This is a genomic window from Ruegeria sp. BE1 (assembly GCF_056538885.1).
Genome location: NZ_JBQFTY010000009.1, coordinates 117,001 through 142,838, shown reverse-complemented (window position 1 = coordinate 142,838; position 25,838 = coordinate 117,001). Strand labels below are relative to the sequence as shown.

Below are 25,838 nucleotides of genomic sequence, written 5' to 3'. Positions count from 1 at the left end.
AGAAATCTGAATAAATGGTTAACGCGAACAACCACAGCGCGAATTAACCCTGTGGTCTGGCGCTAAACACGCGCTGAAAAACCGAGCGGTATGCTTCCAGAATCGTATCGCGATTCATGTTTTGCTGTACAAACAAGCGACCGGCATCGCCCATCTGTTGTTGTCGAACCGGGTCGGCAAGCAGATCAGACACCGTCTGACACAGGCCGGACTCATCCCCGGGATGAACACAGAGACCCGCGCCCGAGGATTGGGCCAGTTGGTCCAGGGGGCTGCCCGGTTCGGCGATGCAGACAAACGGTCGCCCGGCGGACATGATCGAAAACAGCTTTGAGGGCAGCGCATAGTTCGCCACGTTCAGCGCTTGGGGCACCAGATGTACATTGGCGCTCTGTAGGGATTGGATAAACTGCTTGGCTGGTGCGAGATCCAGAAAACGGGCGCTTTCTATGCGCCGGTGGCGGATCTCGTCCTCAAACCTTGCTCGCTCGGACCCGTTGCCTTGCAGAATGATCTCGACCTCGGGTGTGGTGTCGGACAGATGAGCCAACAGCGGCAGAAGCTGATCGAGGTTCTGTTTCTTGCCGAAATTGCCCGAATACATCACCCGCGGTGGACCCGTCGGATCAATCGGGACCTGCGCGGCGACCTTGGACCAGATCGGTAATACGGTCACAGGTTTTGTGCAGCCGATCCGCTCAAGCTCAGTCTTCATCCCTTGGGTCAGCACGATGACTTCATCTGCAAAATTCAGACCCAAACGTTCGGCAAAACGCATGGTCCTAAAGATCAAGGGATGGGCTGAAAGGCCCAGAGATTCCGCAAGACCGCTTTCAATATCATGTACAACAGCCACGATCCGCGCGCCGCTGCGCAGTTTCAGGGCTGCGGCCCCGTAGAGGGTCAGAATGCTGGGCACATAGGCGATGATCAGGTCCGTTTGCCGATAGCTTCCCTGGATCGCACGGCCAAGCGCACGGCTGAGAAAGCGCAGATCGTTCCTGATCCGGTCCTTGAACCCACCCGAGCCGCGCGGGCTGACCGGCACGCGTTCAATCCGTATGTCATCCAGTGCCTCATGGTCTCGCGCGCCCTTGGACCATTCTGCAAAGGGTTCAGCGCTGGGGTAATGCGGGCGGAAGGTCAGGGCAGAAACGGCATAGCCCGCGCTGGACAAATGGCGCGCAAGATCGACACTGTAGGGGGCAGACCCGATATCTTCGGGCCAGAAATAGGGCGACAGGTAAAGAACCGACGTTTCAGATGCAGCCATTTTGCAGTGCTATTGCTCGTACACTTTGTGGATACGGGCCTGAAACGCGTTTAGTCAACCTTGGGTTTAGTTGCATTGAGGCGCACAACTGCCTTTGCAGTCAAAAGCTGACAGATCGTTGCGCGGTTGCTACGCTCATCGCATTCAAAACAGTCTTTCGCCTGAGGGATTTCTTATGCTTTTTATCACCAACCGGTTTCCAACCCAAAGTATCCGCACCCGCAAAGGCCGCCGTTTTACCTTTGATCTGAATAATAACGCGCCGTCGAACTCGGTGTTTTATTGCGAGACAGGGGCAGACGGGAATCACACCGAAATCACCAGCAAAGAGCTGTTGCGCCGGGTTCGTGACAGTCAGTGCCGCCAGATTTTGCTGTATCTGCACGGCTTCAACAACCTGCCGGACGTCGTGTTTCACGACGCGGCCGAACTGCAGCGCCTGTGCGATGCCGCCAAACCGGGTGAGGTGCTGGTTTTGCCGCTGATCTGGCCCAGCGATGCCGAAGAGGGCATTGTCCAAAAGTACTGGGATGATCAGAAGTCAGCGGACCAAAGCGGGTTTTCCTTTGCCCGGGTGCTAGAGCGGTTTCTGGAATGGCGCAACAGCGAAGACAATGAGCCCGACACTGCCCCCTGTCTGAAACGGATCAACCTATTGGCCCATTCGATGGGCAACCGGGTCTTGCGGCAGACGTTGATTGCGTGGAACCGGTACGATCTGGCGTCGGGCGTGCCGCTGCTGTTTCGCAATATCTTCATGGTGGCAGCCGATGTGGTCAACGAAACCGTGCACGAGGATGAGCCCGGTGTGCTGATCAGCCATGCCGCGCGTAATGTCGTGGTCTATTTCGCCTCGGATGATCTGGCGCTGCGGGCCAGCAAGGCGGCGAATCTGAAAAACAAGGTCGCTTCACGCCGTTTGGGGCATACAGGCCCCGAGAATATCGATCGCACGCCGCGCAATGTGTTCCAGGTCGATTGTGATGACATCAACACACGCTACGACCTGCCAACCGGACACAAATATTTCGGAGCCGAAGAGCCAGGGGGTGAGGCTGGTCTGGTGTTCCATCACATCTTTCAATGCCTGCATTCCGGCAGGGTTTTCCCGAAGGATGCCCATCAACGTTCAGATATTCTGCGTGAGAGTTGATCTGCTTAGACCGCAGATTTGAATGAATTTCCCTAAGGTTGTCACACGATCTCACATTCTTGTGTTGCAACTGTCAAAATGATCTGGATGATCTGTCACATCATGGCCGCCCAAGCGGCCTGCCGCCCGAATGGCGGCGCTAACAATAACCGGGGAGACTAAAATGATCCTAAGAAACCTGATGCTGGCTGCCAGCGCGACTGCGTTGATGGCAACGGGCGCTTCGGCTGAGACTCTGCGCTGGGCGCGCGCTGGCGATGCGCTGACGCTGGACCCGCACTCGCAAAACGAAGGTCCGTCGCACACCATTCGCCACCAGATGTATGAACCGCTGATCATCCGCGACGTGACCGGCGCGTTTGAGCCTGCATTGGCGACCGAGTGGGGGCCCAAGGCCGATGATCCGAATGTCTGGGTCTTCAAGCTGCGCGAAGGTGTGAAATTCCACGATGGCGCGGATTTCAACGCCGAGGACGTGGTGTTCAGCTTTGAGCGCGCCAAGCAGCCGAACTCGGACATGAAAGAGCTGATCGGCTCAATCACCGAAGTACGCGCGATCGATGACTATACTGTTGAGATGGTCACCGACGGCCCGAACCCGATCCTGCCGTCGAACCTGACCAACCTGTTCATTCTGGACAAAGGCTGGGCCGAGGCGAACAACACCGTCAACGTTCAGGATTTCGAAGGCGGCGAGATCACCTATGCGACCACCAACGCCAACGGCACGGGGCCATATAAACTGCAAAGCCGCGAGCCTGACGTGAAAACCGTGATGGTGCGCAACGACGACTATTGGGGCATCGACCAGTTCCCGATGGAAGTGACCGAGATCATCTATACCCCCATCCAGAACGCAGCGACCCGCGTAGCGGCGATGCTGTCGGGTGAGGTGAACTTCCTTCAGGATATGCCGGTGCAGGACATTGACCGCGTCAATGGTGCCGACGGCCTGATGGTCAAGCAAGCGCCGCAGAACCGCGTCATCTTCTTTGGTATGAACCAGGGCTCGGATGACATCGAAGCGGACAATGTAGACGGCAAGAACCCTCTGGCCGATGTGCGTGTGCGTCAGGCGATGTCGATGGCGATCAACCGTGATGCGATCAAACAGGTCGTGATGCGTGGTCAGTCGCAGCCCGCGGGCATGATTGCGCCGCCCTTCGTGAATGGCTGGACCGCTGACATGGATGGCGAATCCGCAACTGATCTGGCCAAAGCCAAAGAACTGATGGCCGAAGCAGGCTATCCCGATGGCTTCTCGCTGCGGTTGGACTGCCCGAATGATCGCTACATCAACGATGAGGCAATCTGTCAGGCGGCTGTCGGGATGCTGGGTCAGATCGGCGTGACCGTGAATCTGGATGCCAAGCCCAAGGCGCAGCACTTCCCGCTGATCACCGACGGCAAGACCGATTTCTACATGCTGGGTTGGGGTGTTCCGACATATGACTCGGAATACATCTTCAACTTCCTGGTGCATGGCCGCGAAGACGAGATCGGCACCTGGAATGGCACCGGCTATCAGGACGATGCGCTGGACGCAAAGATCAAGTCGCTGGCCTCGAACACGGATCTGGACGCGCGGAATGCCGACATCGCAGACATCTGGCGCGTGGTGCAGGACGAAGCGCTGTACATCCCGATCCACCACCAGGTTCTGAACTGGGGAATGGCGGATGGTGTGGGCATCGAAGTGGATGCCGAAGATCAGCCCAAGGTCAAATACTTCACCATGAACTAAGCGTAGCGGGGGCCGAAAATCGGCCCCCGTTTGCCTCTGATACGAACAGGGGTGTTGAGTTGTCTTCCATGTTTTTCCCGAAACCACTTTGAGGACGCGATCATGATCCGTGCTATTCTTGTGGCCAGCACGATGCTGGCGCTGCCCGCCACAGCCAAAGAATTCACCTGGGCTTCGACCACCGATCCACAAACGATGGATCCGCATGCCGTCAACTCGGCCCCGGTTCTTGGATTTCTCAACAACGTCTACGAAGGGCTGGTACGGCGCGGCAAGGACATGAGCGTCGAACCCGCCTTGGCCGTCAGTTGGGAGCCGATCGGCGATGGCGAAGGCTGGCGGTTTAACCTGCGTGAGGGCGTGAGCTTTCACGACGGCAGCACCTTTGACGCGCAGGATGTTCTGTTCAGCTATCAGCGCGCCTCGGGCGAGGCCGCAGACACCCGCAGCTGGTTTGCGCCGGTCAGCGACGTGATTGTGGTCGATGACTATACGGTCGACATCATGACCAGCGCGCCGAATCCGCTGTTTCCGTCCTCGATTGCCAACTGGATGATCATGGATCAGGGCTGGACCGAGGCCAACGATGCGACTGTACCGGATAAGGAAACGGGCAACTTTGCCACTGTGAACGCCAATGGCACCGGCGCGTTCAAAGTCACAGCGCGCGAACCGGGTCTTCGCACTGTGTTAGAGCCGCATGAGGGCTGGTGGGGCGCGGCGGAACACAACATCACCCGCGCCGAGTTCAACCCGATCCAGAACCCGGCCACCGCCGTGGCCGCGCTGTTGTCGGGCGATGTGGATATGATCAATCCGGTGCCGATTCAGGATGTTGCGCGCCTGCAGAACGATGCCGACGTCGAAGTCATTCAGGGGATCGAGGCCCGCGTGATCATGCTGGGCTTTGATCATCAGGCCGAGGCGTTGAAATACACCGATGACGCGGGCAAACCAAACCCGTTCCGCGATCCGCGCGTGCGCAAGGCGGTGGCGCAGGCGGTGAATGTGGACGCAATCCTTGCAACCATCATGCGCGGCAATGCCGAACCGGCCTCGCAACTGGTCAGCCCCGCGATGAGCGGCTATTCACAGGCCAATGCGGACCGTCCGGCCTTTGATACCCAGGCCGCCAAGGCCCTGCTGGCCGAGGCCGGCTATGCCGATGGCTTTTCTTTCGGACTAAAATGCCCCAATGACCGCTATCTGAATGATGAGGCCGTCTGTCAGGCTGTCGTTTCGATGCTGGCGCAGATCGGGATCACCGCAGAACTCGACGCGATGCCGGTGCGCAACTACTGGCCCGAGCTGCGCGAAGGCAATTACGACATGTACCTGCTGGGCTGGAGCCCGGGCACCTTTGACGCGGAACACCCTGTGCGGTTCCTCGTGGCTACGCCGAACGAAGAAAAGAAACTGGGCAGCTGGAATTTCGGCGGTTTTTCGAACCCACGCGTGGATGAGCTGTTGCCGATGATCCAGTCGGAACTGGACGCGGATAAACGGCAGGCCATGCTGGATGAGGTCGCGCAGATCATTCAGGACGAACAGGTCTATGTGCCCATGTATGTGCAGCCCTTGGTCTGGGGAACACGCAGCAATATCGAGCTGACGCAGCGCCCGGATAACTTCTTTTTGCTGCGCTGGGTGACGGTGAACTGACAAAACGTAACGTTTGTGCGTTAGCGATACCTTGACCATTCGCTGAAAGACGGCCTAGAGACACCGATCAACGAGGGAAACGAATGTTCGCTTATATCATCCGAAGGATGTTCCAATCCGTGATCGTGCTGCTGGTCGTGGGGCTTGTGGCCTTTTCCATGTTCCGCTTTGTCGGCGATCCAATCGACAATATGCTGGGGCAAGAGCGTACCCAGGCCGATATTGACCGGCTGAGGGGCGAGCTGGGGTTGGATAAACCCTTCCCTGTCCAGTATTTCAAGTTCCTGCAAGGGGCCGTTCAGGGCAATTTTGGCGTCTCGTACCGTCAGGGCCGCCCGGTGTCGACCATCCTGCTTGAGCGCGCGCCAGCCACGCTGGAACTGGCCTTTGTCTCGGGCTTTCTGGCCATAACCATCGGCATCGCGCTGGGCGTGTTCACCGCCATCCGACGACAAGGGATCGCCGCGAATGTCATCATGACGGTATCTTTGATCGGGGTGTCCCTGCCCACGTTTTTGATCGGGATATTGCTTATATACATATTCTCGGTCGAACTGGACCTCCTCCCCAGCTTTGGGAGGGGCGAGACCGTTATGATTGGCAATTGGTCTACCGGCTTCCTGACGTCTTCGGGCCTCAAGGCGCTGATCCTGCCTGCGATCACGCTGGGCCTTTATCAGATGACGCTGATCATGCGACTGGTCCGGTCCGAAATGCTTGAGGTGATGCGCGCCGACTATGTCCGCTTTGCCCGTGCGCGCGGGTTGTCGGACCGGGTGATCAATTTCCGCCACGCGCTGAAGAACACGCTGGTGCCGGTGATCACGATCACGGGTCTGCAACTGGGCTCGATCATTGCCTTTGCCATCATCACCGAGACAGTATTCCAGTGGCCGGGCGTCGGCCTGCTGTTCATCAACGCGATCCAGTTTGTCGATATTCCCGTCATGGCCGCTTATCTGATGCTGATTTCGGTCATGTTCGTGACGATCAACCTGATTGTCGATCTTCTATATTATGCCATTGACCCGCGCCTGCGTGTCGACGCGAGGGCCACATGACCGATATCCTGGATACCCCCAAAACCCCCGAAAAGACGCGGTTTGCCAAGTTCTGGGACAGCGATTTTGCCTGGTCCTTCCGGCATTCACCGGTGGCGATTGTTGCCTCGCTGGTGGTGGTTGTACTGGTGCTGTCGGCGATCTTTGCGCCGCTGATCGCGCCGTATAACCCGTTCGATCCGGCCTCGCTGAACCTGATGAACGGCTTCACGCCACCCGGCACGCCCAACGCGTTCACGCAGGAAACCTTCTTTCTTGGCACCGATGATCAGGGCCGCGATGTGTTCTCGACCATCCTGTACGGGCTGCGGGTTTCGCTTTTCGTCGGGGTCTCGGCCGTGGTGCTGGCAATGATCATCGGCGTGATCCTTGGGCTGATGGCGGCCTATTACGGCGGCTGGATCGAGACTTTGATCATGCGGGTTGCCGATGTGCAGCTGACCTTTCCGGCCATTCTGGTCGCCATGCTGATCTTTGGCATCGCCAAGGGCGTGACCCCGCCGGAATACCGCAACGCGATGGCGATCTATGTGCTGATCGTCGCGATTGCCCTGTCGGACTGGGTGCAATTTGCCCGCGTCGTGCGGGGTGCGGCACTGGTAGAAAAGAACAAGGAATACGTTCAGGCTGCGCGCTTGATCGGTCGCGGATCGTTCCCGATCATGTTCCGCCATATCCTGCCCAATGTCCTCAGCCCGGTTCTGGTGATCGCCACCATTTCGCTGGCGCTGGCGATCATTGCCGAGGCAACGCTGAGCTTCCTTGGCGTGGGCGCGCCCCCGACCCAGCCGTCGCTGGGCACGCTGATCCGTATCGGGCAGGGGTTCCTGTTCTCGGGTGAGTGGTGGATCTTGTTCTTCCCGGCCTGCACCCTTCTGGCGCTGGCCTTGTCTGTGAACCTGCTGGGCGACTGGCTGCGCGACGCGCTGAACCCCAAGCTGCGGTGATTTCATGAGCCTTCTGACGATCAATGACCTGACGGTCGAATTCCCGACCCGCCGCCAATTGTTCACTGCCGTGGACCATGTGGACCTGTCGGTGGAGCCGGGCGAAATCCACGGTCTGGTGGGCGAATCCGGCGCCGGTAAATCCACCATCGGTGCTGCCATCATGGGCCTTTTGGACCGCCCCGGCCGTATTGCCAGCGGTACCATCAAACTCAGCGGTGATCAGATCAGCGGTCTGGATGCGGATGCGATGCGTGGGCTGCGCGGCAAAAAGATCTCGATGATCTTTCAGGACCCGCTGACCTCGCTCAACCCGCTGTTTACTGTGCGCGAGCAACTGGTTGAGACGATTCAGGCCCATCTGGGCGGCTCGGACGCCGAGGCCAAAAAACGCGCCCGCGATCTGATCGACCGGGTCGGTATTCCCGACCCCGACACGCGGCTGGATCAGTACCCGCACCAGTTTTCGGGCGGGATGCGGCAGCGCGTGGTGATTGCCCTGGCATTGTGCACCGAGCCGGATGTGATCATCGCGGATGAACCGACCACGGCGCTGGACGTGTCGGTTCAGGCGCAGATTCTGGACCTGATCAAGGAACTGGCGACCGAACGTCAGGTGGGCGTCATTCTGATCACCCACGACATGGGCGTGATTGCCGACACCACGGACAAGGTGACGGTGATGTATGCGGGTAAGGTCGTTGAGAGCGGCCCGACCTCTCAGGTCATGGGCCAGCCCAGCCACGAATACACCAAATCCCTGATCGCCGCCGTGCCGCGCCCGACGTTGAAACTGCACCGCTTTCCGCAGATCAGCTATGGCGGGCGTGAGACCCGGTTTGCCATCGAAGACATGGCGCGCCATTGGCCCAAGGTTGACAATGACACCACCAAACCGGTGTTCGAGATACGCAACCTGACCAAGAAGTTCCTGCAAAAGAAGGGCCTGCTGCCCTGGGACCGCACCTATTTCACTGCTGTGGACGATGTCAGCTTTGACATCCGCGCGGGTGAGGTGTTTGGCGTTGTAGGCGAATCCGGCTCGGGCAAGTCCACGGTGGCGCGGATGATTGCGGGGCTGTACCCAGTTGATGGCGGCACCATCACTTTCGAGGGGCAGACAGTCAGCGACCTGACCAACCGCGCCGCGCTGGATGCCTATCGCAAGAACATCCAGATGATCTTTCAGGATCCCTATTCCTCGCTGAACCCGCGTATGCGGGTCGATGACATCGTGGCCGAACCGATCCGCCATCACAAGCTGATGGAGGGGGCTGACATCAAACGCCGCGTGGATGAGCTGCTGGATCAGGTGGGCCTGGGGTCCGAGGCCGGGCTGAAATACCCGCATGAGTTCTCGGGCGGTCAGCGTCAGCGGATTTCCATCGCGCGCGCCCTGGCGACGCAGCCGCGTTTTCTGATCTGTGACGAACCCACCAGTGCGCTGGACGTGTCCATTCAGGCTCAAATCCTGAACATCCTAAAGGATTTGCAGGAACATCTGGGCCTGACCCTACTGTTCATCAGCCATGACCTGCCGGTGGTGCGTCAGATGTGCGACCGGGTGGCGGTGATGAAACAGGGCAAAGTGGTCGAGTTGCAGGAAACCAACGACCTGTTCGCCAATCCGCAGACCGAATACGCCAGCGAATTGCTGCGGTTGATGCCACGGCTGGATGACCTCTCGACCGAGGGTCTAAATCCCGAAGCGTAGGGCCCGCCCGGTGCAATATCAGTGCCTAACTAAGAGAATTTGAGCGGTGCGGCAGGCCATTACAGGTTTGCCGTGCCGTGTGGCACCGGCGTTTATGTCGGATTTCTGACAGGACCCGCATCATAGAAAAAAGCTATAAGGCATAGATAAGATGGAGTTCGATCAATAGTCCTTGGATGTGCCCTTTCAGGAACAAGGCTTCAGATCATGTCTTCCTTTCCCCGCCCCGAACTTGGTGAGCCCTATCTGCTGACACCGGGGCCGTTGACCACCTCTTATACTGTAAAACAGGCGATGCTGCGCGATTGGGGCAGTTGGGATGGCGATTTTCGGGCTATGACAGCCGAATTGCGGGCCCGTCTGTTGGATTTGCTGGGCGATGGCAAAGACGCGTATGACTGCGTGCCCATGCAGGGTTCGGGCAGTTTCGCGGTTGAGGCGATGCTGACATCGATGATCCCACCCGACGGTAAAGCGCTGGTTCTGGCCAACGGGGCCTATGGCAAACGCGCAGCACAGACTCTGGCTTACTCCGGGCGGGCGCATGTTGTGTTGGACAAGGGCGATTACCTGCCGCCCCGCGGGGCCGAGGTGGTGCAGATTCTGGCCGATGACCCGGCAATCAGCCATGTTGTTGCCATTCACTGCGAGACGAGCTCGGGCATCCTGAACCCGCTGGCCGAGATTTCCGAGGCCACGGCGGCTGCCGGTCGCAAGCTGTTGATCGACAGCATGTCCGCTTTTGGTGCGATTTCGCTGCAACCGGGCGAGTACATTTTCGAGGCGCTGGTTTCCTCGGCCAATAAATGCATCGAAGGCGTGCCGGGCTTTGGCTTTGTTCTGGCCCGCAAATCGGCGCTGGCCGAGGCGAAAGGCAATTGCCCCTCGCTGAGCCTGGATCTGCATGCGCAATGGGACGCGATGGAGAAAACCGGCCAATGGCGCTTTACCCCGCCGACCCATGTGGTTGCGGCTTTCCTGCAGGCGTTGACCGAACATGCCGCCGAAGGTGGCGTGGCCGGGCGTGGTGCGCGGTACCAGCGCAACCGTGATGTCATGGTGTCGGGGATGCGTAATCTGGGGTTTGAAACCCTGCTGTCGGATGAGTGGTTGTCGCCAATCATCGTCACTTTTTTCTGTCCGGCGGATCCGAATTTTGATTTCGGCCGGTTCTATGATCTGATGAAAGATCAGGGCTTTATCATCTATCCCGGCAAACTGACCGAGGTCGAAAGCTTCCGGGTCGGCTGTATCGGACGGATGGATGCCGACGTGATGCGCGCGGTGGTCGAAGCGGCGAAAGAGGCGCTGGTGCAGATGAACGTCGTCAGCGCGGCCCCGCCGGCCGCAGCGGTCGCATCTCGCATGGCGCAGATCGCCTGATTGATCGTTTTGACGAAAAATCCGATATAATGACGTAGCTTTCGGCGTTTTCGGCAAGATACCCTCTGCGGATTGAACAATCTGCGCCTCATACTTTCACAAAACGAAAGAGGAGGCGCGTTTTGAGCTGGAATATTTGTGTCATAGGCGCAGGCAAGATCGGTCAGATGATCACCAGTCTGCTGCAATCGTCATCCAATTACTCGGTCACCGTGGCCGACCGCGATCTGGCCGCTTTGTCGGTGCTCAATCAGTTGGGCATCGCGACCCGGCAGATTGATGTGTCGGATGAGGCGCAGCTGGCGCAAGGTCTGGCCGGGTTTGATGCGGTGATCTCGGCGGCCCCGTTTTTCCTGACGCCGAAGATCGCCAAGGCAGCCAAGACCGCAGGCGCGCATTACTTTGATCTGACCGAGGATGTCGCTGCCACCAATGCCGTGCGCGAACTGGCCAAGGACAGCCAATCTGCGTTCATGCCGCAATGTGGTTTGGCACCGGGTTTCGTTGGCATTGCCGGTGCTGCGCTGGCGGCGGAATTTGACGAGCTGGACAGCCTGCATATGCGGGTTGGGGCGCTGCCTCTTTTCCCGACAAACGCGCTGAAATACAACCTGACCTGGTCCACCGACGGGCTGATCAACGAATACTGCAATCCCTGCGATGCCATCGTGAATGGTGAACGCGTGAAGACAGCCCCGCTGGAAGACTATGAGGTGCTGGGACATGACGGGGTAGAGTATGAATGCTTCAACACCTCAGGCGGATTGGGCACGTTGCCCGAAACGCTGGAAGGCAAGGCGCGGGCAGTCTCTTATCGCTCGATTCGGTATCCCGGCCATTGCGAAATACTGAAGCTGCTGCTCAAGGATCTGGGGTTGGAACATCGCCGCGATCTGCTGAAAGACATCTTTGAAACCGCGCTGCCGAGCACCGATCAGGACGTGGTGCTGGTTTATTGCACCGCCAAGGGCATGATCGACGGGGCCCTGCGTGAGAAATCGCTGATCAACAAAAGCTTTGCCCGCACCCTCAACGGTCAGGTCTGGAGCGCCATTCAGGTCACCACCGCCGCAGGCGTTCTGGGCGTGGTTGACCTGATGCGCACAGGCGCTTTGCCCGGCAAGGGATTTGTCCGGCAAGAACAGGTGAAGCTCTCGGATTTCCTCAACACTGAATTTGGCCGGCTCTATCGCGCTGGCGACGTAACCGAACAAAACAAGGCGGCTTAAGACATGAAAGACATCGTGATGACTGCGCAAACCACCCTTGCCAATCTGGACCTGACGGCTGAGGACCTGACCGGTGGCTCGCTGGCCGTGCGATCCCCCATCGACGGCAGCCTGCTGGCCGAGGTGCATGAAACGCCTGCTGGCAACATGGACACCATCTTTGCCAACGCCAAAACCGCGTTCAAGGCGTGGCGCACCGTGCCCGCCCCGCGCCGGGGTGAGCTGATCCGCCTGCTGGGTGAGGAATTGCGCGCTGCCAAGGACGATCTGGGCGCGCTGGTCAGTTGGGAGGCCGGCAAGATCACATCCGAAGGTCTGGGCGAAGTGCAAGAGATGATCGACATCTGCGACTTTGCCGTGGGTCTGTCACGGCAGTTGTACGGCCTGACCATCGCATCCGAGCGCCCCGGCCACCGGATGATGGAGACATGGCACCCGGCGGGCCCGGTCGGTGTGATCTCGGCCTTCAACTTCCCTGTTGCGGTCTGGTCGTGGAACGCGGCGATTGCGCTGGTTTGCGGCGATACGGTGATCTGGAAACCGTCTGAAAAGACGCCGTTGACCGCGATGGCCTGCCAGAAGATTTTCGAACGCGCGTTGGCCCGGTTCGGCGATGCGCCCGACCATCTGCTGCAAACCCTGATCGGCGGTGCCGCTCTGGGTGAGGCACTGGTGGCCAGCGAGGATGTGCCGGTGATTTCGGCCACCGGCTCCACTCGTATGGGCCGCGCGGTGGCCCCTGTGGTGGCGCAGCGGTTTGGCAAGTGCATTCTGGAACTGGGCGGCAATAACGCGATGATCGTTGGCCCCTCAGCCGATCTGGAAATGGCGGTTCGGGCGATTGTGTTCTCGGCCGTTGGGACTGCCGGTCAGCGCTGCACCACACTGCGCCGTCTGATCGTGCATAACTCGATCCGTGAGGAGTTGGTCGGCCGCCTCAAGAAAGCCTATGCCGGTCTGCCCATCGGCAACCCACTGTCTGACGGCACACTGATCGGCCCGCTGGTCGATGAGGCCTCCGGCGCGGCCATGACCGCCGCGCTCAAGTCCGCCGAGGCCGAAGGTGGCACCGTATTCGGCGGCGCGCGCGTGACCGAAGGTGTTCCGGGCGGCGTCTACATGCAGCCCGCCATTGTCGAGATGCCCGGCCAAACCAAGACGGTGAAAACCGAGACCTTCGCGCCGATCCTCTATGTCATGGGCTATGAAAATTTCGACGACGCCATCGAGATGCAAAATGACGTGCCGCAGGGCCTTTCGTCTTGCGTTTTCACCCTGAACATGCGCGAGGCCGAGCAATTCCTGACCGCAGCCGGATCTGATTGCGGCATCGCCAACGTCAATATCGGGCCTTCGGGGGCCGAGATCGGTGGCGCATTCGGCGGTGAAAAGGAAACCGGCGGCGGGCGTGAAAGCGGATCTGACGCGTGGAAGGCGTATATGCGGCGGCAGACCAACACCGTGAACTACTCGGCTGAATTGCCGCTGGCGCAAGGCGTCAAGTTCGACATCTGATCCAAGAACCCGGCGGTGCGCAACACCATCGCCGGGTCAATCCGCAAACAGGTAATCCAGCTGCATTATGGCCTGGGCCTTGTCTTGTGAAACCCCCAGGAATTTTGCAACGGCGGCCTCATTTTCGGGCCGAGGGTTGGCTTCGCGGATACGCAAATACCCGTCTATCCCCGCCCCCCGGATCATCTCGGATTCATAGACCATCGCATTGAGCAGGGTCGGCACCAGACGGGCGACGCTGTCTGCGGGGCTGTTTTCACCCGCCAGACCCACGCGCCGGGCGTGGCCGATCAGATAGTCGTCGGAATACTCACACTCGATCTCAAGCACATGGGTCTTGGCCTGATCGGCGCAGAAATCCTGAATGATATCAAGATTGGCCGGGTCCACGCAGATCGCCAGCTTGTCGGTTTCAAAATGCTCAAACAGCATCCGTACAACGGCGCGGCGGTGGCGGGATCGTTTGGTCAGGGTGGTCTCAATGCCACCCAGATCGGGTAGGGGAGTGGCCTCTTCGTTGAACAGGTATTCAACGCAGGGAATGTCTGTTTCAGACATGATCTGATCGACCAGCCGTTTGGCCACATGCCATTTCTTGCAGGCGATCAGAAAAACCTCTCGCTCGGGGCCCAGGGTATTCCCGGCCTCCCAGAACCTTTGGCCGTGACGGCGGCCAACACGTCCGCGCCCGGTGAGAAAGCTGAACAGGTTCCGGCCCTCACCCGAAATCTGAAACGCGACCCCTTCGCTGGCATAAAGCTTGCCCAGCCGCTCTTTCAGCTCATGCGCTTCGGGGCTGATCTTGCGGGCGAACAGGTAATCCTGACCCAGCAGCATGTCGTAATGGTCATTGTAGAAGGTGACCGGCATCCCGTAATCCGAGAACATCAGGAAGGTGAGGGTGCGGTTCTCGATTTCCTCTTTCGGGATCAGGTGGCGAACGAGAGTTTGAAAGAACGTCTCATCCGGGATCCAGGTGGTCGAGAAAAAGCGGATCACATCCGGGCGCTGTTTCAGGAAGTCCAGGATCATCTCAACCGTGCGGCGGCGCAGGCACCACCACTGGCTGCCGATCATCACCTGAATGTCCTTGGGCACCTCACGCGTCAGACCAAAGCGTTTCTGCAGATCGTACGATGTGTAGAACCGTTTGCTCTGGGTGCGTTCATTGAAGAAATGGCGATAGATCAGCCGGTCTTCTTTCATGCCGGTCTTAATCCAGTTGCTGGCAAAAAAGTCGTGGCTTTCGACAAAATCCTTGTCGTTTTCGTCCAGAAACCCGTGGGCGTATTCGGCGGTTTTGATCGCCATGCAATCGCCCGAAAGCATGTAGAAATGGGTGGCGCGGGGAAAGGCATCGACGGCGGCCTGCAAGGCATTCAGAGTTGCCTGAACCAAAGACCATTCCCCCCAGCCGCATTTGATGCGCCTGGCCGCAAAAGCGACATTCGGGTTGTCCTTCAGCGCGCTTTGAATGCGCGCGTAAGCGGCGGCGCTGGCGCGGGCGTCAAAGTGGATCGCCATGCAATCCCCCGCAGCTGTTAGCTGTGTGGCCTGTTCGATGATGGCCTCGGGGTCTTTGTGGCATAGAAGAATGTAGGCAATCCTGGCCATTTTATGTCTGCTTCACCTGTTTCTGCCTGTGTCGACCGTGATACTGAGGATGAGCGATTGAATAAACAGAATATTTTTGGTTCTTTGGCTACAAAGGCAGGCGTGTTGAGTGTGTATTGACCTGCTAAGGAGGCGTTTCATATGGGTTTTCCCGGCACATGGATGACCGAAAGCGAAAGCATGGTATACCGGGTCGTGCCGAAATGTGCCTGCTCGACCATTGGTCAGATCATGTATTACTCGGATCATGGTCAGTTTTTCGACGGTGACATCCACGATGCAAAAGGCGGGATGCATAAATGGGCGTTTGACCGTAGCCAGGGCCCGATTTCAGAGAATATCCGAAACCATGCGTCCTATTCCTTCACCTGCGTGCGCAATCCCTATACGCGGATTCTGAGTTCATTCTTTGACAAGATCTGCGGTATTCAGCGGAACGGAAAACGCTATCGCGGTAACCTGGTGCCGACGCTGATCTACAATTACGGCATCGAGGTCGGTGGCGATGACGGCAAGGGGGAGTTCGACCAGATCGCCAGCTTTCGTCGGTTTCTTTTGTTTGCGCGCGACACGATCCGCTGGCGCAGGCCGATGGATCCAGACATCCATTGGTCCGCCATGTCGGGCCATGTCTCGACTTTTATCGTGAATGGCGGGCGGTATGACCGGATATTCTGGACCGAGAAGTTCAATGACGGGATGCAAGGCGTGTTGGATCATCTCGACGTACCGCATGCGGTGACCTTGTCCGATATCCCGCGGTTCAATGAATCCGAAGGGCACGGCCCCAAGCGTGCGCATCCGGTTGAAGACTACTTCGATGATCTGTCGATGCATCTTGTGTACGAGATCTACAAACAGGATTTTGAACTGTTCAAATACGATTTCGAAAATCCGGCGAACAAAATGCCAATCGGCGAAATTGATCTGGATGAGGTTCACGCCAAGCTCGGCGACTGATCAAGGCAGGGATCTCCCGCCCATCGTCAATGTCTCTGACAAGACATCTCTTCTGGTTGGGCCCGGCGCCGCGCTCTGCGCGGCGCCGGGCCCAAGACCGAACGTGGCATCGGCGAAGCCGATGGTGCGGATCGGGCGCGGGAGCCTTTTGGATAGAATCAGATTGTGCCGAGATGTTTTTTCAGGCCGATTGGGTAGAGGTCAGGGCCAGTTGCCCTACCCAGATTTTCTGGGTGATGCCAGCGCGCCGTGCAAAGGGTGCCATTGTCCTCGGTAAAGGTGATGTCAGCATCCGGTAGAGAGGACGGGTTTGCCAGAGCTACGTTGGCGGCAAAGATGATCTCGTGGCCGACCTCACCTTCGTGGTGATAGATGTTTTCCATAACGATAGGGCTCCCGGCGATTTCAATTCGCACGCCAAGTTCCTCAACAAACTCGCGCTGCAAAGCCGTTTGCCACGTCTCTCCAAACTCGACGGAACCGCCCAGTGGGCGTACGCCCTTGACTGCGCCACTGTCGTCATGGACATCAGCGGCCAACAGGCGCGATCCCTTCCAAAGCAAACCGATTGCTTTGACCTGAATGCCTTGACGTGGTCGCCAGATTGTCATCTGCCTCTGTGCCCCCCTGTTGCGTTATCCAAATGAAAAAGGCCCCGCTGTGCAAGACAGCGGGGCCTTTTGCTTAACGTTCCCACCAAGATCAGACCTGACGCACAGCCCCTTTGGCCGCGCTGGTAGTGAGTTTGGCATAGGCCTTCAGCGCCGTAGATACTTTGCGCTTGCGCGGTGCTGCTGGTTGCCAGCCCTTTTCATCCTGTTCGGTCCGCCGCGACGCCAGCTCTTCATCAGACACCGCCAGATGGATCGAGCGGTTGGGGATATCGATCTCAATCTTGTCCCCCTGATGCACAAGACCGATGACACCGCCCTCGGCGGCTTCGGGTGAGACATGGCCGATCGACAGGCCCGACGTGCCGCCCGAGAAACGACCATCGGTGAGCAGGGCGCAAGCTTTGCCCAGACCTTTGGATTTCAGGTAGGAGGTCGGGTAGAGCATTTCCTGCATGCCCGGCCCGCCGCGCGGGCCTTCGTAGCGGATGACCACCACGTCGCCCTCTTTTACCTTGCCGGTCAGGATGTCGTTCACCGCCTGATCCTGGCTTTCGCAGACATAGGCTGAGCCGGTAAAGGTCAGGCTGGCCGGGTCCACACCGGCGGTTTTCACGATACAGCCGTCGCGCGCGATGTTGCCGAACAGAACCGCCAGACCGCCATCCTGACTGAACGCGTGTTCCTTGGACCGGATCACGCCGCCTTCGCGGTCGGTGTCCAGTTCTTTATAGCGGTTCGACTGGCTGAACGCCTGCGTGGTGCGCACGCCACCGGGGGCGGCTTTGAACAGGTCCTGCGCCTTGGGGTTGTTGGCGACCTTGATGTCCCAGTTGGCAATCGCCTCGCCCATGGTGCCGGAATGGACCGTGTTGCAGTGTTCGTGGAACAGCCCCGCGCGGCTGAGTTCGCCGAGGATCGAGAAGATGCCCCCGGCGCGGTGGACGTCCTCCATATGCACGTTCTCGGTGTTGGGTGCGACCTTGCAGAGACAGGGCACCTTGCGGCTGAGGCGGTCCATGTCGGACATGTCGAAATCGACGCCCCCCTCATGCGCGATGGCCAGCAGGTGCAGCACGGTATTGGTGGAGCCACCCATGGCGATGTCCAGCGACATCGCGTTCTCGAACGCATCAAACGTAGCGATTTCGCGGGGAAGGAAGCCCTTTTCGTCCAGATCATAATGCCGTTTGGTGATCTCGACGATCCGGCGACCGGCCTCAAGGAACAGCTCTTTGCGATCTGAGTGCGTGGCCAGCGTAGAGCCATTGCCCGGCAGGGCCAGACCCAGCGCCTCGGCCAGGCAGTTCATCGAGTTCGCGGTAAACATGCCCGAGCACGACCCGCAGGTGGGGCAGGCGTTTTCCTCGATATGCTGGACCTGTTCATCGGTAAACCGGTCATCGGCGGCTGCGACCATGGCATCCACGAGGTCGATCTTTTTGGCGTCCAGATCGGCGATGTCGATCTTGCCTGCCTCCATCGGTCCGCCCGAGACAAAGATCGCCGGGATGTTCAGGCGCATGGCGGCCATCAGCATGCCGGGCGTGATCTTGTCACAGTTCGAGATACAGACCATCGCATCGGCGCAATGGGCGTTGACCATATATTCCACCGAATCCGCGATCACCTCACGCGAGGGAAGGGAATACAGCATCCCGTCATGGCCCATGGCGATGCCGTCATCCACGGCGATTGTGTTGAATTCCTTGGCAACGCCGCCCGCCTTTTCAACCTCGCGCGCGACCATCTGGCCAAGGTCTTTCAGGTGCACGTGACCTGGCACGAATTGGGTGAATGAGTTGACGATGGCGATGATCGGCTTGCCGAAATCGCTTTCGGTCATGCCGGTGGCGCGCCACAGGCCACGGGCACCGGCCATGTTGCGGCCATGGGTAGAGGTTCTGGATCGGTACATTGGCATGATGCTGTTTCCCTTTTGCCCCGGTTGCGATATGCGGGAGATGTGCGTTATAACGCACGTACCACATGTGCGCTATAACGCACAAGAGGATTCGAAAGACGAGCGATATGGCACCTGACGACATTACGCTGAAACTACGGGATGTGCGGGCGGCCTCGGGGCTGAGCCTGTCCAAAGTGGCCGAGATGACCGGCGTCAGCAAAGCCATGCTGGGTCAGATCGAACGCGGCGAATCCAGCCCTACCATCGCGACGCTGTGGAAGATCGCCAAAGGGTTCCAGTTGCCGCTCAGCGCACTGATCGGGTCTGACGCTTTGCGCGATACGGCCACCCCGGATGTGTTTCGCACGGTGACCTTTCCCGGCTCGATCGAGGTCAAGATTGTCTTTCCCTTTGATCCTGCCCTGCGGGCCGAGACTTTTCATGTCGATCTCGCACCGAACCAAAGCCACGAATCTGCCGCCCACGCGACCGGCGTGACCGAAGAGGTCTTTGTCCTGAACGGCGCGCTTGAGATTTTGCGGGATGGTGAATGGGTGCCGCTACAGGCCGGGCAGGGCCTGCGCTTTGCCGCTGACCTGCCGCATGGCTACCGTGCGGGCGAAAATGGCGCGAGGTTTCTGAACATGCATCACTATGCGCAGCTTGATGCGCTGGCCGCGATTGGCTGATCCAGCCTTGAACCATTAACCGCGCGCGTATAGGGACAAACCAACCGTATTCAGGGGAGGCTTTGATGCAGGACGATCCGAAAACCCTCGTTTCTACCGAATGGCTTGCCGCCCATCTCAAGGACCCGGATCTGCGGATTCTGGACGGCTCGTGGTATCTGCCCGCACAGAACCGGGATGCCAAGGCCGAATACGATGCCGGGCATGTTCCGGGGGCGCGGTTCTTTGATATTGATGAGATTTCCGACCATCGCTCGGACCTGCCGCATATGGCCCCCCCGGTTGAGAAATTCATGTCGCGCCTGCGGGCGATGGGCGTGGGCGATGGGCATCAGGTGGTGGTCTATGACGGGGCCGGGCTGATGTCTGCGGCGCGTGTCTGGTGGCTGTTCCGCCTGATGGGGCAGGACAACATCGCTGTTCTGGACGGTGGCTTGCCCAAATGGCAGGCCGAAGGGCGCGAGATCGAGGATTTGCCCCCCGTGATCCGCGACCGCCACATGACGGTGCGGGTTCAGAACCATCTGGTGCGGGACGTCACGCAGGTCTCGGCCGCGTCCAAGCTGGCCGATCATGAGATCATCGATGCCCGCGCTGCCGCCCGTTTTGCCGGAACCGCGCCCGAACCGCGCGAGGGGCTGCGGTCGGGTCATATTCCGGGGTCGCGCAACGTGCCCTTTACCGAACTTCTGAACAAGAACGCCACGATGAAGTCATCCGATGACTGCCGCGCCGTGTTCGAGGGGGCGGGCGTGGACCTGTCGAAACCCGCCATCACCTCATGCGGGTCGGGCGTGACCGCCGCGATCCTCAGCCTTGCGTTGGAACGCATGGGCAAGAAAGACCATTCGCTTTATGACGGCTCCTGGGCTGAATGGGGTGCCTTCCCGACCCTGCCCGTCGCAACCGGAGAGACCTGATGTTCGAGAACCTCAAACCGCAGCCCGCCGACAAGATCCTGGCGCTGATGCAGATGTACCGCGACGACCCGCGCGATCAAAAGATCGATCTGGGCGTGGGCGTCTACAAGAATGCCGAAGGCGTGACCCCCGTCATGCGCGCGGTGAAAGCCGCCGAAAAGCGCATTCTGGAAGAGCAGGAGAGCAAGGCCTATACCGGTCTGGCCGGTGATCCGGCCTATGCGGATGCGATGATCGATCTGATCCTTGGCACGGCGGTTCCGCGCGGCAATATCGCCGCCGTCGCGACCCCGGGCGGCACCGGTGCCTGCCGTCAGGCGTTTGAGATGATCCGCATGGCCAACCCTGAGGCCCGCGTCTTCGTATCGAACCCGACATGGCCCAATCACCTGTCGATCCTGAACTATCTGGGGATGGAGGCCGTCCCGTATCGCTATTTCGATGGCGAAACCCGTGGCGTTGATTTTGACGGTATGATCGCCGATCTGAAAACCGCCAAGGCGGGCGACGTCGTGTTGCTGCACGGCTGCTGCCACAACCCGACCGGGGCGAACCTGAACATGGTGCAATGGCAAGAGGTCGTGAACATCATCAACGCGCTTGGCCTCGTGGCGATGATCGACATTGCCTATCAGGGCTTTGGCGACGGCCTTGAAGAAGACGCGCAGGCGACCCGTCTGGTGGCCTCATCCGTTAAACGCTGCCTGATTGCGGCGTCCTGCTCGAAGAATTTCGGCGTGTATCGCGAGCGCACTGGCCTGCTGATGGCGATCAGTGACGATGCGGCGCAGACGGCTCTGAATCAGGCGACTTTGGCGTTTTTGAACCGCCAGAACTATTCCTTCCCGCCGGATCACGGGGCCCGCGTGGTCACCACGATCCTGACCGATGACGCCCTGCGCGCCGATTGGCAGGCCGAGTTGGAAGAGATCCGCCTGTCCATGCTGGGTCTGCGTCAACAACTGGCAGATGAGCTGCAGCGCCTGACCGGCTCGGATCGCTTTGGATTTGTTGCGCAACACCGCGGCATGTTCTCGCGTCTGGGGGCCGCGCCGGAACTGGTCGAGCAACTGCGCAACGACCACGGCATCTACATGGTGGGCGACAGCCGTCTGAACATTGCCGGTTTGAATGCGACCACAGTGCCGATTCTGGCTAAGGCGATTGTCGACGTCGGTGTCTGACGACCGACGCACGAACGAATAAAGCCGCGCAATCCAGCGCGGCTTTTTTGTTTGCTTGCAAAAGAAAAGGCCGGGCGCGAACGCCCGACCTTTGAGTGGTTAACTCAAGGCTTAGCCCTTCGAGAACTCGGGGTAGGCTTCCATGCCCAGTTCCGCCATGTCGAGGCCGTTGATCTCGTCCTCTTCGCTGACGCGGATGCCAAGGGTAGCTTTCAGGATGCCCCACAGGATCAGAGCGCCGGCAAAGGTGAACACACCGTAGGCGATGATGCCCAGCAGCTGCGTGCCCAGCGATGCCTCACCGTAGAAGATTACGGCGATGGTGCCCCAGATACCCGCAAACAGGTGAACCGGGATGGCACCGACAACATCGTCGATCTTGAACTTGTCCAGCATCGGAACCGCGAAGACCACGATGATGCCGCCCACTGCACCGATCCACAGCGCGCCGAACAGGGTCGGGGCCAGCGGTTCAGCGGTGATCGACACCAGACCGGCCAGTGCGCCGTTCAGAACCATGGTCAGGTCAGGCTTTTTGTACAGAACCTGCGTCAGGATCAGGGCTGCAACAGCACCCGAGGCTGCGGCCATGTTGGTGTTGGCAAAGATGCGCGACACGTCGGAAACGTCACCCACGGTGCCCATTGCCAGCTGCGAGCCGCCATTGAAGCCGAACCAGCCCAGCCACAGGATGAACGTACCCAGGGTTGCCAGTGCCAGGTTCGAACCGGGCATCGGGTGCACTTTGCCGTCTTTGTACTTGCCGATACGCGGGCCAAGGATCAGACACCCCGCCAGAGCCGCCCAGCCACCGACCGAGTGAACCACGGTCGAACCGGCGAAGTCCGAGAAGCCAGCTTCAGACAGCCAGCCGCCGCCCCACTGCCACGAGCCCGAGATCGGGTACATCACACCGGTCAGCAAGATGACAAAGATCAGGAAGGGCCACAGCTTGATGCGTTCGGCCACGGCACCCGATACGATCGAGGCGGTTGCAGCGACAAACACCAGCTGGAAGAAGAAGTCCGACCCAACGGACGCATAGTCCAGCGCCGCATCCGCAGGCGCCACGCCAACAGCATCAAGCTGCGTGGTCGAGAAGAACGGACCCAGCCAGCCTGCGATGGTCCAGCCGTCGCCGGGATACATCAGGTTAAAGCCGATCAGCCAATACATGATCGCGGCAAAGGAAAACAGCGCCACGTTCTTGATCATCTGCATGGCCACGTTCTTGGACCGCACAAGGCCGCCTTCGAGCATGGCAAAACCTGCCGCCATGAAGAAGACCAGGAAGCCCGCCATCAGGAACAGCAGCGTGGTAAAGATATACTGGGTGTGCAGCGCAGCTTCGCCCTCGACGGCGGCCTCTTGCGCCAGACCCATCTGCGGCAGCGCGACAATCGCGGCGGCAGGGATGAGAGATTTCATCAGATTCATTGTTCGTCCTCGGATAGTGTTGAGTGGCGGCGCTCAGAGCGCCTCTTCGTTCGTTTCCCCGGTCCGCACGCGCAGGGCCTGCTCGACATCGAGGACAAAAATCTTGCCGTCGCCGATCTTGCCGGTCTTGGCGGTGTTGGTGATGGTTTCGACGATCTGGTCGGCCATCGTGGCAGGAACCACGATTTCCAATTTGATCTTGGGTACGAAATTCACGGCGTACTCGGCGCCACGATAGATTTCCGTGTGACCGGATTGCGAGCCGAAGCCCTTGATTTCGGTCACCATCATGCCGCGGACGCCCGCATCGGTCAGTGCCTCGCGCACCTCCTCGAGCTTGAACGGCTTGATTGTCGCAATGATCAGTTTCACGTTGGTCCCCTCTGCTTCCCGGTCTGTCCGGCTTGTTTGCACTTGCAGAAAAAGAGCGTGGTCAGACGCTGTACGGAACGATTCCGGGGCAAAACATTGGGGAATTTAGCGGCAAGTTGCACAATTTTTGCACAAATTGGGCTGTTTGCTTATTTTTTAATCGCAATGATGAGGGTGATTTACGGCATTTCTGACCTCTACTTCACGCGCCTGTCAGGGTATGGTGCCTCAAAATGATAACCGGGCAGAGTTTGAGCATGACTGAGTCCAGGCGCCGAAAGTCTCCGCTGGTGGCGGATAAGAGATACCCGTCGAAAAGGCGCAAGCCCACGGCGACCAAGCGTGCTGCAAAGCCTGCGGGCAAAAAAGCAGTTTCGCGCAAGACAGCGACGCGCAAGACAGCGCGCAAGAAAACACGTAAGAAATCCGGTGGTGGCGGTGGGTTTTTCCGTCGGATGTTCCGCTGGATCTGGCGTCTGATCTGGGGCATCACGTGGCGCGTGGGTGCGGTGGCTGCCATGCTGCTGGCTCTGGCGATTGGGGTTGTCTACACCTCGCTTCCGGATGTGAATGCATTGCTGGATGGTCGGGCGCGTGGGTCTGTCACGCTGTTGGACCGCGAGGGTAAGGTTTTTGCCTGGCGTGGCGATCAGTTCGGTGGGGTGATCACCGCTGATACTGTCTCACCCCATCTGAAAAACGCAGTGGTCGCCACCGAGGATAAGCGATTCTATCGCCATTTCGGCGTCAGCCCGCGCGGTGTCGCCAGCGCCGTACGCATCAACCTGAGCGAAGGGCGTGGGCCGCTATCCGGCCATGGCGGGTCCACCATCACGCAGCAGACCGCGAAACTGTTGTGTCTGGGCGTGCCTTATGTGCCCAGCGAGTGGGAATCCGAGGCTGCCTACGAATCCGATTGCCGTCAGGGCTCCTTGTGGCGCAAGGCCAAGGAAGCGGTCTATGCGATGGCGATGGAGGTGAAATACTCCAAGGATGAAATCCTGACCATCTATCTGAACCGTGCGTTCCTGGGTGCGGGTGCGCGCGGGTTTGAGGCCGCAAGCCAGCGCTATTTTGGCATCTCGGCGGCCGAGGTGAATCCTGCGCAGGCGGCGATGCTGGCCGGTCTGCTGGTGGCCCCCACACGCTATGCGCCGACAAACAACCTGCAACGCTCGCAGGACCGGGCGCAGCTGGTGATCGGGCTGATGGAGGCGCAGGACTATCTGACCGCGTCCCAGGCCAGCCGTGCGCGCAGCAATCCGGCCCAGCTGTCCGAGGCAGCCGCGGCGCGGGCGGGCGGCTACTTCGCCGATTGGGTGATCACCGAACTGCCCAGCTATTTTGGCACCGATACCACCGATGACGTGGTGATCCGCACGACGCTGGATCAACGGCTGCAGACATCGGCGGAAGAGGCGCTGAAATACATTTTTGAGGAAAAGGTGCGCGAAGGCTCCAAGGCGCAGGCCGCAATTGTCGTCATGTCGGCGGACGGGGCTGTGCGGGCCATGGTTGGCGGGCGCAAGACGCGGGTTTCGGGCGCGTTCAACCGCGCCACGCAGGCGTTGCGCCAGACCGGGTCCTCGTTCAAGCCATTCGTCTATGCCACCGCACTGGAACTTGGTCATTCGCCGCTGGATACGGTCATGGATGAGCCCTATTGCGTGGACATCCCCGGCTCGGGACAGTGGTGTCCCAAGAACTATACCAAGAAATACTATGGCCGTGTGACGCTGGCGGATGCGCTTAAGAACTCATTGAACGTGCCAGCCGTGAAAGTGGCCGAGTATGTAGGGCTGGACAACGTGCGCACCGTGGCCAGCGAGTTCGGGATCGAAAGCAGCCTTGCCGAAGGTCCGGCCCTGGCGCTGGGCGCATCCGAAAGCACGCTGATCGAGATGACGGGGGCCTATGCCGGTATCCTGAACGGCGGCTCGGCGGTTGAACCCTTTGGGTTGTCCGAACTCAAGCTGTTGGGGGATAACACGCCAGTTATCCAGACCAGCACCGGTATTGGTGAGCGGGTGATCAACGACAAGGCGGCCAAACAGCTGACCTGGATGATGGAGCGTGTGGTGTCCGAGGGCACCGGCGCGCGGGCGCAACTGCCAGGATGGCAGGTGGCGGGCAAGACCGGCACGACCCAGGCTGCGAGGGATGCGTGGTTCATTGGCTTTACCGCAGATTACGTGACAGGTGTCTGGATGGGGTATGACGACAACACGCCCTTGTCTGGCGTGACGGGCGGTGGCCTGCCTGCGGAAATCTGGAAAGAGACGATGGTTCGCGTGACCGAAGGGATGACACCCACGCCACTGCCGATGCTGGCCCCTGACCCGCCCGTACAGACGGCCCAGCCCCGGCAACAGCGGCGTCGGCAGGGCAATGGGTTCGAGGACACCATCAACAACCTGCTGAAAAACATTTTCGGAAACTGAGCCACAAAAAAAGGCGGTGCGCC

The 25,838-nt window shown here is 59.3% G+C and carries 20 protein-coding genes; 14 read left to right on the top strand and 6 right to left on the bottom strand.

Annotated elements, in window-relative coordinates; all coding sequences use genetic code 11:
- Positions 1-43 precede the first annotated feature (43 nt).
- Positions 44-1,273, bottom strand: a complete 1,230-nt coding sequence (locus ACR0J5_RS20280) for a glycosyltransferase family 4 protein (protein ID WP_480656657.1) — start codon at positions 1,271-1,273, stop codon at positions 44-46.
- A 175-nt stretch (positions 1,274-1,448) separates the two neighbouring features.
- Here ACR0J5_RS20280 and ACR0J5_RS20275 point away from each other — a divergent pair, with 175 nt between their 5' ends.
- From ACR0J5_RS20275 to amaB, 9 genes are all read left to right on the top strand, one after another.
- Positions 1,449-2,426 (top strand): alpha/beta hydrolase, encoded by a 978-nt coding sequence (locus ACR0J5_RS20275; RefSeq protein ID WP_480656655.1) that lies wholly within the window; start codon positions 1,449-1,451, stop codon positions 2,424-2,426.
- A gap of 163 nt (positions 2,427-2,589) precedes the next feature.
- Complete coding sequence (locus ACR0J5_RS20270) at positions 2,590-4,170, top strand: ABC transporter substrate-binding protein (RefSeq protein WP_480656653.1); 1,581 nt, start codon at positions 2,590-2,592, stop codon at positions 4,168-4,170.
- 102 nt (positions 4,171-4,272) lie between these two features.
- Positions 4,273-5,832, top strand: coding sequence for an ABC transporter substrate-binding protein (locus tag ACR0J5_RS20265; protein WP_480656651.1), 1,560 nt, complete (start codon positions 4,273-4,275; stop codon positions 5,830-5,832).
- 83 nt (positions 5,833-5,915) lie between these two features.
- Positions 5,916-6,893 (top strand): ABC transporter permease, encoded by a 978-nt coding sequence (locus ACR0J5_RS20260; RefSeq protein ID WP_480656649.1) that lies wholly within the window; start codon positions 5,916-5,918, stop codon positions 6,891-6,893.
- On the top strand, positions 6,890-7,840 hold the full coding sequence (locus ACR0J5_RS20255; protein ID WP_480656647.1) for an ABC transporter permease: 951 nt from the start codon (positions 6,890-6,892) through the stop codon (positions 7,838-7,840). Before ACR0J5_RS20260 ends, ACR0J5_RS20255 begins: the two co-directional genes overlap by 4 nt.
- Before the next feature lie 4 nt (positions 7,841-7,844).
- A complete protein-coding gene (locus ACR0J5_RS20250; protein WP_480656645.1) occupies positions 7,845-9,554 on the top strand; it encodes an ABC transporter ATP-binding protein in 1,710 nt (569 codons plus the stop codon).
- A gap of 207 nt (positions 9,555-9,761) precedes the next feature.
- Positions 9,762-10,937, top strand: coding sequence for a 2-aminoethylphosphonate--pyruvate transaminase (locus tag ACR0J5_RS20245; RefSeq protein WP_480656643.1), 1,176 nt, complete (start codon positions 9,762-9,764; stop codon positions 10,935-10,937).
- A gap of 122 nt (positions 10,938-11,059) precedes the next feature.
- Positions 11,060-12,166 carry a saccharopine dehydrogenase family protein gene (locus ACR0J5_RS20240; RefSeq protein WP_480656641.1) on the top strand — a complete coding sequence of 369 codons (1,107 nt, stop codon included), beginning with the start codon at positions 11,060-11,062 and terminating at the stop codon, positions 12,164-12,166.
- Positions 12,167-12,169: 3 nt separating this feature from the next.
- The gene (gene amaB, locus ACR0J5_RS20235) at positions 12,170-13,681 is read left to right on the top strand and encodes an L-piperidine-6-carboxylate dehydrogenase (RefSeq protein WP_480656639.1); all 1,512 of its coding nucleotides are present in this window, start codon (positions 12,170-12,172) and stop codon (positions 13,679-13,681) included.
- A gap of 36 nt (positions 13,682-13,717) precedes the next feature.
- Here the strand turns inward: amaB and ACR0J5_RS20230 are convergent, their stop codons facing one another.
- Positions 13,718-15,295 carry a DUF5928 domain-containing protein gene (locus tag ACR0J5_RS20230; RefSeq protein WP_480656637.1) on the bottom strand — a complete coding sequence of 526 codons (1,578 nt, stop codon included), beginning with the start codon at positions 15,293-15,295 and terminating at the stop codon, positions 13,718-13,720.
- Positions 15,296-15,436: 141 nt separating this feature from the next.
- Here ACR0J5_RS20230 and ACR0J5_RS20225 point away from each other — a divergent pair, with 141 nt between their 5' ends.
- A complete protein-coding gene (locus tag ACR0J5_RS20225) occupies positions 15,437-16,255 on the top strand; it encodes a sulfotransferase family protein (RefSeq protein ID WP_480656635.1) in 819 nt (272 codons plus the stop codon).
- 158 nt (positions 16,256-16,413) lie between these two features.
- On the opposite strand, the gene ACR0J5_RS20220 is transcribed toward ACR0J5_RS20225, so the two are convergent.
- Both ACR0J5_RS20220 and ilvD read right to left on the bottom strand, forming a co-directional pair.
- On the bottom strand, positions 16,414-16,866 hold the full coding sequence (locus ACR0J5_RS20220) for an NUDIX hydrolase (protein ID WP_480656633.1): 453 nt from the start codon (positions 16,864-16,866) through the stop codon (positions 16,414-16,416).
- A gap of 91 nt (positions 16,867-16,957) precedes the next feature.
- The gene (ilvD, locus tag ACR0J5_RS20215; protein ID WP_480656631.1) at positions 16,958-18,790 is read right to left on the bottom strand and encodes a dihydroxy-acid dehydratase; all 1,833 of its coding nucleotides are present in this window, start codon (positions 18,788-18,790) and stop codon (positions 16,958-16,960) included.
- Between the two features lie 107 nt (positions 18,791-18,897).
- On the opposite strand from ilvD, the gene ACR0J5_RS20210 reads away from it, so the two are divergent.
- From ACR0J5_RS20210 to ACR0J5_RS20200, 3 genes are all read left to right on the top strand, one after another.
- Positions 18,898-19,461, top strand: a complete 564-nt coding sequence (locus ACR0J5_RS20210; protein WP_480656629.1) for a helix-turn-helix domain-containing protein — start codon at positions 18,898-18,900, stop codon at positions 19,459-19,461.
- A gap of 65 nt (positions 19,462-19,526) precedes the next feature.
- Positions 19,527-20,381, top strand: a complete 855-nt coding sequence (gene sseA, locus ACR0J5_RS20205) for a 3-mercaptopyruvate sulfurtransferase (protein ID WP_480656627.1) — start codon at positions 19,527-19,529, stop codon at positions 20,379-20,381.
- Positions 20,381-21,565 carry an amino acid aminotransferase gene (locus ACR0J5_RS20200; protein WP_480656625.1) on the top strand — a complete coding sequence of 395 codons (1,185 nt, stop codon included), beginning with the start codon at positions 20,381-20,383 and terminating at the stop codon, positions 21,563-21,565. The genes sseA and ACR0J5_RS20200 overlap by 1 nt, the downstream gene beginning before the upstream one ends.
- A gap of 111 nt (positions 21,566-21,676) precedes the next feature.
- Here the strand turns inward: ACR0J5_RS20200 and ACR0J5_RS20195 are convergent, their stop codons facing one another.
- Together ACR0J5_RS20195 and ACR0J5_RS20190 are read right to left on the bottom strand one after the other, a co-directional pair.
- Entirely contained in the window at positions 21,677-23,002 is a 1,326-nt protein-coding gene (locus tag ACR0J5_RS20195; protein WP_480656623.1) for an ammonium transporter, read from the bottom strand.
- 33 nt (positions 23,003-23,035) lie between these two features.
- Positions 23,036-23,374: a P-II family nitrogen regulator gene (locus tag ACR0J5_RS20190; protein ID WP_480656621.1), complete on the bottom strand. Its 339-nt coding sequence runs from the start codon at positions 23,372-23,374 to the stop codon at positions 23,036-23,038.
- A 257-nt stretch (positions 23,375-23,631) separates the two neighbouring features.
- On the opposite strand from ACR0J5_RS20190, the gene ACR0J5_RS20185 reads away from it, so the two are divergent.
- The gene (locus ACR0J5_RS20185; RefSeq protein WP_480656619.1) at positions 23,632-25,815 is read left to right on the top strand and encodes a transglycosylase domain-containing protein; all 2,184 of its coding nucleotides are present in this window, start codon (positions 23,632-23,634) and stop codon (positions 25,813-25,815) included.
- The last annotated feature ends 23 nt before the right edge of the window (positions 25,816-25,838 follow it).

Excerpts from the sequence above, each read along its gene's own strand:
- ACR0J5_RS20225 (WP_480656635.1), top strand. The coding sequence starts at position 15,437 with ATGGGTTTTCCCGGCACATGGATGACCGAAAGCGAAAGCATGGTATAC.
- ACR0J5_RS20265 (WP_480656651.1), top strand. The coding sequence starts at position 4,273 with ATGATCCGTGCTATTCTTGTGGCCAGCACGATGCTGGCGCTGCCCGCC.
- amaB (WP_480656639.1), top strand. The coding sequence starts at position 12,170 with ATGAAAGACATCGTGATGACTGCGCAAACCACCCTTGCCAATCTGGAC.
- ACR0J5_RS20220 (WP_480656633.1), bottom strand. The coding sequence starts at position 16,866 with ATGACAATCTGGCGACCACGTCAAGGCATTCAGGTCAAAGCAATCGGT.
- ACR0J5_RS20230 (WP_480656637.1), bottom strand. The coding sequence starts at position 15,295 with ATGGCCAGGATTGCCTACATTCTTCTATGCCACAAAGACCCCGAGGCC.
- ACR0J5_RS20275 (WP_480656655.1), top strand. The coding sequence starts at position 1,449 with ATGCTTTTTATCACCAACCGGTTTCCAACCCAAAGTATCCGCACCCGC.
- ACR0J5_RS20250 (WP_480656645.1), top strand. The coding sequence starts at position 7,845 with ATGAGCCTTCTGACGATCAATGACCTGACGGTCGAATTCCCGACCCGC.
- ACR0J5_RS20195 (WP_480656623.1), bottom strand. The coding sequence starts at position 23,002 with ATGAATCTGATGAAATCTCTCATCCCTGCCGCCGCGATTGTCGCGCTG.
- ilvD (WP_480656631.1), bottom strand. The coding sequence starts at position 18,790 with ATGCCAATGTACCGATCCAGAACCTCTACCCATGGCCGCAACATGGCC.
- sseA (WP_480656627.1), top strand. The coding sequence starts at position 19,527 with ATGCAGGACGATCCGAAAACCCTCGTTTCTACCGAATGGCTTGCCGCC.
- ACR0J5_RS20270 (WP_480656653.1), top strand. The coding sequence starts at position 2,590 with ATGATCCTAAGAAACCTGATGCTGGCTGCCAGCGCGACTGCGTTGATG.
- ACR0J5_RS20245 (WP_480656643.1), top strand. The coding sequence starts at position 9,762 with ATGTCTTCCTTTCCCCGCCCCGAACTTGGTGAGCCCTATCTGCTGACA.
- ACR0J5_RS20210 (WP_480656629.1), top strand. The coding sequence starts at position 18,898 with ATGGCACCTGACGACATTACGCTGAAACTACGGGATGTGCGGGCGGCC.
- ACR0J5_RS20260 (WP_480656649.1), top strand. The coding sequence starts at position 5,916 with ATGTTCGCTTATATCATCCGAAGGATGTTCCAATCCGTGATCGTGCTG.
- ACR0J5_RS20185 (WP_480656619.1), top strand. The coding sequence starts at position 23,632 with ATGACTGAGTCCAGGCGCCGAAAGTCTCCGCTGGTGGCGGATAAGAGA.
- ACR0J5_RS20255 (WP_480656647.1), top strand. The coding sequence starts at position 6,890 with ATGACCGATATCCTGGATACCCCCAAAACCCCCGAAAAGACGCGGTTT.
- ACR0J5_RS20280 (WP_480656657.1), bottom strand. The coding sequence starts at position 1,273 with ATGGCTGCATCTGAAACGTCGGTTCTTTACCTGTCGCCCTATTTCTGG.
- ACR0J5_RS20200 (WP_480656625.1), top strand. The coding sequence starts at position 20,381 with ATGTTCGAGAACCTCAAACCGCAGCCCGCCGACAAGATCCTGGCGCTG.